At 39.4% G+C, this 9,099-nt stretch carries 8 protein-coding genes; all 8 read left to right on the forward strand.

Features of this window, described 5'->3' with window-relative positions; translation table 11 throughout:
* Positions 1-95: transposase domain-containing protein (locus tag FTV09_RS16140; RefSeq protein WP_136143756.1), on the forward strand; the 95-nt coding region annotated here is incomplete at its 5' end.
* A gap of 421 nt (positions 96-516) precedes the next feature.
* Complete coding sequence (locus FTV09_RS16145; protein ID WP_034703646.1) at positions 517-1,542, forward strand: substrate-binding domain-containing protein; 1,026 nt, start codon at positions 517-519, stop codon at positions 1,540-1,542.
* Positions 1,543-1,642: 100 nt separating this feature from the next.
* Positions 1,643-3,022: a phosphate ABC transporter permease subunit PstC gene (gene pstC, locus FTV09_RS16150; RefSeq protein ID WP_034703645.1), complete on the forward strand. Its 1,380-nt coding sequence runs from the start codon at positions 1,643-1,645 to the stop codon at positions 3,020-3,022.
* Complete coding sequence (gene pstA / locus FTV09_RS16155; protein ID WP_067762785.1) at positions 3,019-4,410, forward strand: phosphate ABC transporter permease PstA; 1,392 nt, start codon at positions 3,019-3,021, stop codon at positions 4,408-4,410. The genes pstC and pstA overlap by 4 nt, the downstream gene beginning before the upstream one ends.
* A gap of 13 nt (positions 4,411-4,423) precedes the next feature.
* Positions 4,424-5,347 (forward strand): phosphate ABC transporter ATP-binding protein PstB, encoded by a 924-nt coding sequence (pstB, locus tag FTV09_RS16160; RefSeq protein WP_067762784.1) that lies wholly within the window; start codon positions 4,424-4,426, stop codon positions 5,345-5,347.
* A gap of 212 nt (positions 5,348-5,559) precedes the next feature.
* Positions 5,560-6,522, forward strand: a complete 963-nt coding sequence (gene sohB / locus FTV09_RS16165; protein ID WP_180058884.1) for a protease SohB — start codon at positions 5,560-5,562, stop codon at positions 6,520-6,522.
* Positions 6,523-6,720: 198 nt separating this feature from the next.
* Positions 6,721-6,843 carry a hypothetical protein gene (locus FTV09_RS18180; RefSeq protein WP_257222925.1) on the forward strand — a complete coding sequence of 41 codons (123 nt, stop codon included), beginning with the start codon at positions 6,721-6,723 and terminating at the stop codon, positions 6,841-6,843.
* A gap of 3 nt (positions 6,844-6,846) precedes the next feature.
* Positions 6,847-8,928, forward strand: coding sequence for an Ig-like domain-containing protein (locus FTV09_RS16170; RefSeq protein WP_373687719.1), 2,082 nt, complete (start codon positions 6,847-6,849; stop codon positions 8,926-8,928).
* Positions 8,929-9,099: the final 171 nt, after the last annotated feature.

Below are 9,099 nucleotides of genomic sequence, written 5' to 3' on the forward strand. Positions count from 1 at the left end.
CCTATCTCAGTGATGTGCTGAAAAGGCTGCCGACGCATAAAGCGACCCAAATAGAAGAATTACTACCACATCGCTGGAAATCCAACTCAAATTAAAAAATAGGCATGGGGTTCAGCGGACGCTTACGCTGCTGTTCAGATATATTTCAATTAATGCAATGTGCTGTACTTAAAAACTGAATAAGAAAATGAAGCTTATTTTTATAAAAAGTGATAGATGACTGAGTGTAGGTTATGTTTTCAGACGATTCAGAAATACAAAATATGACAATGTAGTGAATTTTTACGAATTTCAAAGCAATATAAAAACCAATTAATACTTTGCTAAAATTTATTACATATTGAAAATGAAGGAAATTTATTTAAATCAAAGGTCAAACATCAATTATCATAAAAGCGTCATAAAGATGTAACCTAACTGTCATACTCTAAAATCAAAATGCGTATATCGAAAAAGTACAAGACTTTATTAGAAAGTGGCGTACTCCAATAAATGCATCAATAAAGAGAGATGAGAATGCGCTTCAATCATATCGCAATTGCGTTGGCACTTTCAGGGGCAGCTGTTGCAACAACTGCAAATGCAGCTCGTGACACGATCCAAATTGCTGGTTCTTCTACAGTTTTGCCTTACGCAAGTATTGTTGCAGAAGAGTTTGGTAATACATTCCCACAATTTAAAGCACCTGTTGTAGGTTCTGGTGGTACTTCAGGTGGTTTGAAACAATTCTGTAATGGCGTTGGTGATAACACTATCGATATTGCTAATGCATCTCGTAAAATTAAAGACACTGAGCTAGCTGCTTGCAAAAAAGCAGGTGTAAACCAAGTTCTTGAGATTAAAGTAGGTTATGACGGTATCGTGTTTGCATCAAACGCTAAAAAAGCGGCATTCAAATTACGTCCACAACATGTATTTGCTGCTTTAGCCGCTGAATTACCATCAAACGGTAAAATGGTTGCAAACCCATATACACGTTGGAACCAAATTGATCCAACTCTTCCTAACGAAGCAATTACATTGGTCATTCCAGCGTCAAATCACGGTACTCGTGAAGTATTCCAAGAGAAAATGGTAGATGCTGGCTGTGAAACTTACCAAGCATTTGCGAAGCTAGATAAAGATGCACAGAAAAAGGCATGTTCTACATTCCGTAAAGATGGCCGTGTGATTGAAATTGCTGGTGACTACACTGAAACACTAGCACGTTTAAAAACATCTCCAAATGCAGTCGGTGTTTTTGGTTTAGGTTTCTATGATCAAAATCGTGACAAATTACGTGTAGCGACAGTAAACAACGTTGCACCATCTGAGAAAACAATTCTGAATGGTTCTTACCCTGTATCACGTCCATTGTTCTTCTACGTGAAAGGTGAGCATCTTAAATCAATCAAAGGCTTGAAAGAATTTACAGAATTCTTTGTAAGCAAAAAAGTATCTGGTAAAGGTTCTAAGCTTGAAAAAGCAGGTCTGATTTCAATGTCTGACAAAGAACGTGCTGCGGTACTTGCAAACTTCAAAGCGGGTAAAGCTGTTAAATAAAAGTATGGAAATAGCCAATGGCAGGGTCGACCTGCCATTGGTTTTTTTGCAAAGAAACAGTTTTTTCAAAATGTGTAATTGAAGAAACAGTGGAGATTACATGAATCTGCTCCTCATTGGTGTGTTACTGGCGATTATTGCCATTGCCTATCAAGTTGGCTTAACCAAGAGCCGTAAACTTGCAGGTAAAGGGAATAACTCAGCGATGCTGCATTCTCGACCGGGTTACTATGGTGCATTGGTCGCGTTGTGGTGTGGTATCCCAGCATTTTTAATTCTGATTGTTTGGAATTTAGTTGAACCAAGTATTTTTCAACAAGTCATTTTAAATCATGTGCCTGAACAAATTCGCGCAACGCTAGATCCAGCGAGTACAAGCGTGATGGTTGAGCGTGTACAAGCATTGGCTTCAGGTTTTGGGGTGAGCGATACACCAGCTGCTTATGAACTTGCAGCAGCAGAACAGTTAAAGAAAATTGAGAACATTGGTTCATTTGCGAAATTAGCAGTTGTAGTAAGTGCGGCATTGATTGGTTTAGTGATGGCTAAACGTCGCATTGCAGAAAAATATCGTGCACGAAACCAAGTTGAAAAAGTTTTAAATGTGGCATTGGCACTATGTTCAGGCGTGGCGATTTTGACCACTGTCGGCATCGTAATGTCGATGTTTAGTGAAGCAATGCGCTTCTTTAGTTTTGTTAATCCACTCGATTTCTTCTTTGGTACTGAATGGAACCCAGGTTTTAGTACTTCGGGAAGTGCAGAAGGCAGCTACGGCTTATTACCTTTATTGTGGGGTACGCTCATGGTGAGTGGTATCGCATTATTGGTAGCTGTTCCTGTTGGTCTAATGATTGCAATTTATCTTGCTGAATATGCAAAACCAAGTTTCCGTTCATGGGCAAAACCTGCAATTGAAGTATTAGCAGGTATTCCAACCATTGTTTACGGTGTATTTGCTTTAATGGTTATTGGCCCATTTGCTAAAGATTTAGGCGCAATGATTGGGCTCGATATTAATGCTACAAGTGCCTTAACCGCTGGTTTTGTCATGGGCATTATGATTATTCCTTTTGTCTCTTCATTATCTGATGACATTATTACTCAAGTGCCACGAGCGCTACGTGATGGTTCACTCGGATTAGGTGCGACTAAATCTGAAACGATTCGCCAAGTGGTTATTCCAGCAGCATTGCCGGGTATTATCGGTGCGTTCTTGCTTGCAGCATCACGTGCAATTGGTGAAACCATGATTGTGGTACTAGCCGCTGGTAATAGTCCGCTGTTACATATCAATCCACTCGAAGCGGTTTCGACAGTCACAATTACTATTGTGAATCAATTAACAGGTGATACAGATTTTGCAAGTCCTCAGGCTTTGGTTGCCTTTGCATTGGGCTTAACGCTGTTTGTAATTACTTTAGGTCTGAATATTGTTGCGCTGTACATCGTGCGTAAATACCGTGAGCAATACGAATGAGTACGACTAATACATCAAATATGGATCAAACATTCGATCCACAGGCTGCGGCTGAGCAGCGTGAAAAACGTAAAAAAATCATCGAAAGCTCATTGGCAAAACGTCACCGTAAAGAAAAGACGTTTCGTATGTTTGGCTTCGGTGCGGTCATTACAGGTTTATTATTTGTTGCTTTGCTATTTGGCAGCATCTTGGCAAAAGGTTTACCTGCATTTTGGCAAAGTAGCATGACTGTACCGGTGTTTTTTGATCCAGCAATTATTCAAATCGGCCCTAAACCGGTTCAAAAAGAAGGTGAGTCACCTGCACAGTTTGAAGAGCGTTTTATCGCTTGGCAAACTGAAATGGGTATGGTGGATTGGGATGCACTCATTGTTAATGGTATTGTTAAAAAAGCCCCTGAAATTGCCAATCAAAGTGATGAGTTAAATAGCATTTACACCAGTTCTGAATCTTATCGCTTACGTGATATGGTGATGAAAGATCCGTCACTGATTGGTAAAACGCAGGACTTTAAAATTTTAGCTGATGCGAATGTCGATGTATGGCTAGCGGGTAATATTGACCGTAGTTTGCCAGATGAACAGCAACAGCTCAGCCCTGAAGTACGTCAATTGGCTGATCAGTTAAAAGCCGATGGTGTTATTACCAATAGCTTCAATACAGAGATCTTTAAAAATCCAGACTCACGTAGTTCACCAGCAACTTCTGGCTTAGCAGGCGCATTTATGGGCTCGCTATTTATGATGCTGATAGTGATTGTGCTATCTATTCCAGTTGGTGTGGCATCTGCTATTTACCTTGAAGAATTTGCACCGAAAAATTGGATCACTGACATAATTGAAGTCAACATCAATAACCTTGCAGCAGTTCCATCGATCGTATTTGGTTTGTTGGGTGCAGCAATCTTTATTGGTTGGATGCATATGCCACTCTCTGCACCTGTTGTAGGTGGTTTGGTCTTGAGTTTAATGACACTACCAACCGTAATTATTACAACACGTGCATCTTTAAAAGCAGTTCCACCTTCGATTCGCCAAGCCGCTTTAGGCTTAGGAGCTTCACGCTTACAAACAGTTTTCCACCATGTATTACCGTTGGCACTGCCGGGTATTTTAACGGGCGGTATTATTGGTGTGGCACAAGCTTTAGGTGAAACAGCACCACTATTACTCATTGGTATGAGCGCCTTCGTTGCAAACGTACCTGCTACGCCACTTGATCAATCGACTGCTTTACCTGTTCAGATTTTCTTATGGCAGGGCAATGAATTGCGTAACTTCTTCGAAGGACGTACCGCAGCAGCGATTATTGTACTTCTGGCATTGATGATTGGCTTGAACAGTCTTGCCATTTGGTTACGTAAGAAATTTGAAGTACGCTGGTAATTGAGAGCATTATATGAATACAGTTATTACTCCAGAACAGAATTCCTTAGAACAGGATAAGTCCGTGAATCCAGAACAAACGCAATTTACCTCTGCTCAGGGCAGTCAAAAACAGCCATCGACTTCGTTTGTGTCTCAGTTCGATACACAGACAAGTCAAAAGAAAGATGCCAAATCTACTGATGTAAAAATTAGCACACAAGATGTTCATGTTTACTATGGCGAGACTGAAGCAATTAAAGGGATTGACCTAAATATTTATGCAAATGAAGTGATTGCATTTATTGGTCCATCTGGCTGTGGTAAATCAACATTCTTACGTACCTTAAACCGTATGAATGACACCATTGATAGCTGCCGTGTAACCGGTAAAGTGATGATGGATAATCAAGATATCTATGATCCAAATCTAGATGTAGTTTTACTGCGCGCGCAAGTTGGCATGGTATTCCAAAAACCAAACCCATTTCCAAAGTCAATCTTTGATAATGTCGCTTATGGTCCAAAACTTCATGGTTTGGCTCGTGATAAATACGACATGGAAGAAATAGTGGAAAATAGTCTGCGTAAAGCCGGACTTTGGGATGAAGTGAAAGATCGTTTAAATCAACCTGGTACAGGTCTTTCAGGTGGTCAGCAACAGCGTTTATGTATTGCTCGTACCATTGCAGTATCGCCTGAAGTGATTTTGATGGATGAACCATGTTCAGCACTGGATCCAATTGCAACAGCTAAAGTAGAAGAACTGATTTCTGAGCTTTCAAATCAGTACACTATTGCGATTGTGACCCACTCAATGCAACAAGCAGCGCGTGTATCTGATCGTACTGCTTACTTCCATCTTGGTGATTTAATTGAAGTAAATGCGACAGAAAAGGTATTTACTCAACCAGACCATCAACTTACAGAAGCGTATATCACGGGCCGTTTTGGTTAAATTTCTGAACGTATAAAGCGAATTTTAAAAAGAGCCAACTGGCTCTTTTTCTTTTTTAATGTACTAAATCTTATAACGAACTATGGAAATAATTGCTCATGTAACTGAGTTGACCAATTTAATGAGAATTATTTTTATATACACATTGAATTTTTGTGACGAAACCCACATCTTATAAAAGATAAATATGAATTAAATGAGTTTTAAATTTTATGCTATTTCATAATCCCAAATTACCTGCTGAAATTCGTGTCAGTCATTTGAATGCACGTATTAACGAACAACGAAAAAAAATTGCTCAAACGACTGCATCTAAATTAGAGCTTTTACAGCTTGCACAGCAACTTTCAAAAGAAGCGCGTCAGCGTAAGAAAAATAATGAAAAAATATATGTACTCGATTTTAAAGGTGATACCGCAGCGTCGGCTGTCGAAAGCCTTCGAGAAGAAATTACATTGATTTTGGCGACTGCAAAAGCAGGTCGTGACCGCGTGGTACTTCGTTTAGAAAGCCCAGGCGGTATGGTACATGGTTATGGTTTAGCTGCTGCACAATTGGTACGTTTACGTGATGCAGGTTTTAAACTAACGATTTGTGTAGATAAAGTCGCTGCAAGTGGTGGCTATATGATGGCATGTATTGGTTCTGAAATTGTCTCTGCACCATTTGCTGTTGTTGGTTCAATTGGCGTGGTTGCACAAGTTCCAAACTTTAATCGTCTGTTAAAAGAAAAGCATATTGATTTTGAACTTTATACCGCGGGTCAATTCAAACGTACTGTGACCATGTTTGGTGAAAATACTGAAGAAGGTAAAGCAAAGTTTGAAGAAGAGTTACAGCAAACGCATAACTTGTTTAAGCACTTCGTTGAAAAATACCGCCCACAACTGAACGTAGAAAAAGTCGCTACAGGTGAGCATTGGTATGGTCAAGACGCCCTAGATTTGAATTTAGTTGATCAACTTAAGACCTCTGATGAATATTTATTAAGTCTTTTACCGCAGCATGATGTTTATGTAATTGAAACTCGTAAAAAACCGACGCTAGGTGAAAAATTAGGCCTGCAGGCAGCTCAAATTGCTGACTCATTGGTTCCTGCTGTGATATCTAAAGTGATGGAATCACTAACGAAAGCCAATGCGAACATGGTTCAATTAAAAGATCCAAAATTATGATTTTAAGTCTCGTCTAGTCGAGCTGTTGTATAGATATAAAAAGGTCATTTTAGGATGGCCTTTTTTAGTGAAAAATTAAATAAAAAATAATTCTGACGAATAAATATATAGAATGGTTTGTTTGTTCAACATCAATTTGATAAGGTACTTAACTAATTATTTATTAGATGTTTATTACATAATAACACTGAGGGAAAAATGACAAAAATTGTCGTGATATCGAAGAAAGATCAAACGATTTTAAAAGAAACTCAGGCCAACAAAATACAAATATCTCAACCTTCAATTATTCAGTTAGAACTCAAGCCAATCGATATTTAATCGATCCATCGAGTAGGGAATCAATGTGTGATTACCCTTAAAAATGGTCAAAAAATTGTGATTGATGATTTTTATACAGCTGACTTTGGTTCTGAAAATTCTTTGCTCGTGCATAGTGGGCCAGAGCAATTTGAATTGGTTGAAATGGATGTCGATGGCAAAACAATTAGCTATCGTTCTGTGAATGAATTTATGCAACCTTTAGCTGCATCGACTCAATTAAATCAGGCGACAACACCAGCTCAAGCTACAGAAGTTGCAACTGAGGATGATGGTTCACCATCGCTACTTAAGGCGGGATTGGCGATCTTAGGTGCAGAAGCGGTATATCTTCTAGCATTTGAGAAAGACGATGATCAATCCTCTAGTAACGACAAAACAGCCCCAAGTACGCCAACAGGAAGTTTTGATAGTGACGGAAAAGTGGTATCAGGCAAAGCCGAAGCTGGCGCAACGGTTTATTTAGTAGATGCCAAAGGCAATACGATTGGTCAATCTAAAGCAGACGCTGATGGTAACTATAAAATTACTTTGGATGTCGCGATTACAGATGGCAATCGCGTAATTTTGTACGCCAAAGACAAGGCGGGAAATAGTTCTCAATCGACGATTTTAATGGGTAGAAAAGATACGATTGCTCCAGATGCTGCAAATGCACAAGTAGATGAAAGCGGTAAGTTTATCTCCGGTTTAGCGGAAGCGGGTTCAAAAGTATATGTTTATGCTGCTGATGGTAAAACGCTTTTAGGTGGGCCAGTCACTGCGGCAAGTGATGGTAATTTTTCCATTTCATTAAGTGATTCTTTGCAAGCGGGTGAGACGGCTAAAGTTGTAGTAGAAGATAAAGCAGGCAATAAATCTGAAGCGCAAATGGTAGAAATAGGAAAAGATACGTTGCGACCAGATCAACCCAAGATTGAAGTCAATAAAGCGGGAACAGAACTTGTTGGTACCGCCGAAGCCAACAGTACTATTAAAATTTTAGATGCAAATTCACAAGTCATCGCCACCGCTACGGTAGATGCAAATGGTCAATTTAAAATTACATTGTCCCCAGCTCTATCGGACAGTAATAAGGCAACCATTATTGTGGTTGATGCAGCAGGGAATCAATCTACATCGTTAAATATCAGTGCTGGAACAGACAATACAGCACCAGTGGCACCAACAGCGTCGATCAATATTGATGGTACAGAAGTGTCGGGAAGTGCGGAAATTGGCGCCAAAATTACGATTAAAAACAGTGCGGGAAATACACTTGGTACCGCAACTGTTGGTGACGATGGTCGCTATACAGTAAAATTAAGCAGCGCAATAACAGATAATAATATAGTTCAAGTGACTGCGACAGATACATCAGGGAATATATCAAAGAGCACGCAAGTCGTAGGGAAAAAGGACACAATTGCGCCGTCAGCACCGACATTGACGACAGTGTATGATGATCGCGAGACTACAAAGCTTACCATTAAACAGGGGGAGAGCACTAAAGATTCAACCCCAAGTTTTGAAGGCAAAGGTGAGGCCAATGCCACGATCACCATTTATAAAAATGGCGTCGCAGTGGCAACGGTCAAAGCAGATACCAGTGGAAAATGGTTGTATACACCAGAGTCAGATTTAGCTGCAGGCAAGTACAGTTATAGTTTTACCCAAACGGATGTGGCTGGAAATACCAGTGCCAAAAGCTCAGCATTTGATTTTACAGTTGAAGCGATGACAGTTGCTAAAGCGAGTTTATTCTTGATCTCAGAAGAACAGGCTTCGAATGAATTACATGATCAAGCATCGCTGTTAATAGATGATAATAATGTATTTGATGTACTTGCGCAGCACAGTGTGTCGAGCTTTAGCTTAGACGAAACTAACGCATTCATTCCTAATGATCAAATTGATTTGAACAGCTTATTGAGCAATCAAGAACCAAACATTGCTCTTGATGAAATATCAGATGATTCATCTTATTTAAATCCGTCTATCAATCCGGTATCGGGTGTCACAGCAGTTTCAAATACAGAGCTTCAAACAGCATGGGGCGCTTTAGATTTGTTAGATCAATCATTAAACACATTAGCTCTATATTAATTCATCAATTTTATTAATAGTGATGTAATAAAAAAGCACTCGGATGAGTAATGCCAGTCAGTTAAGCAAAAAAAGTTAAAATGCTGTAAAAAGAGCGTATGTAAATACGCTCTTTTTTTATGAATTTATCTCAGAATCTAGATTTAACATTAAAACAAACCCTACCTTCAC

Origin of the sequence: Acinetobacter sp. YH12227 (assembly GCF_013417785.1) — a bacterium.
In the GTDB taxonomy this organism is placed as follows: domain Bacteria; phylum Pseudomonadota; class Gammaproteobacteria; order Pseudomonadales; family Moraxellaceae; genus Acinetobacter; species Acinetobacter gandensis.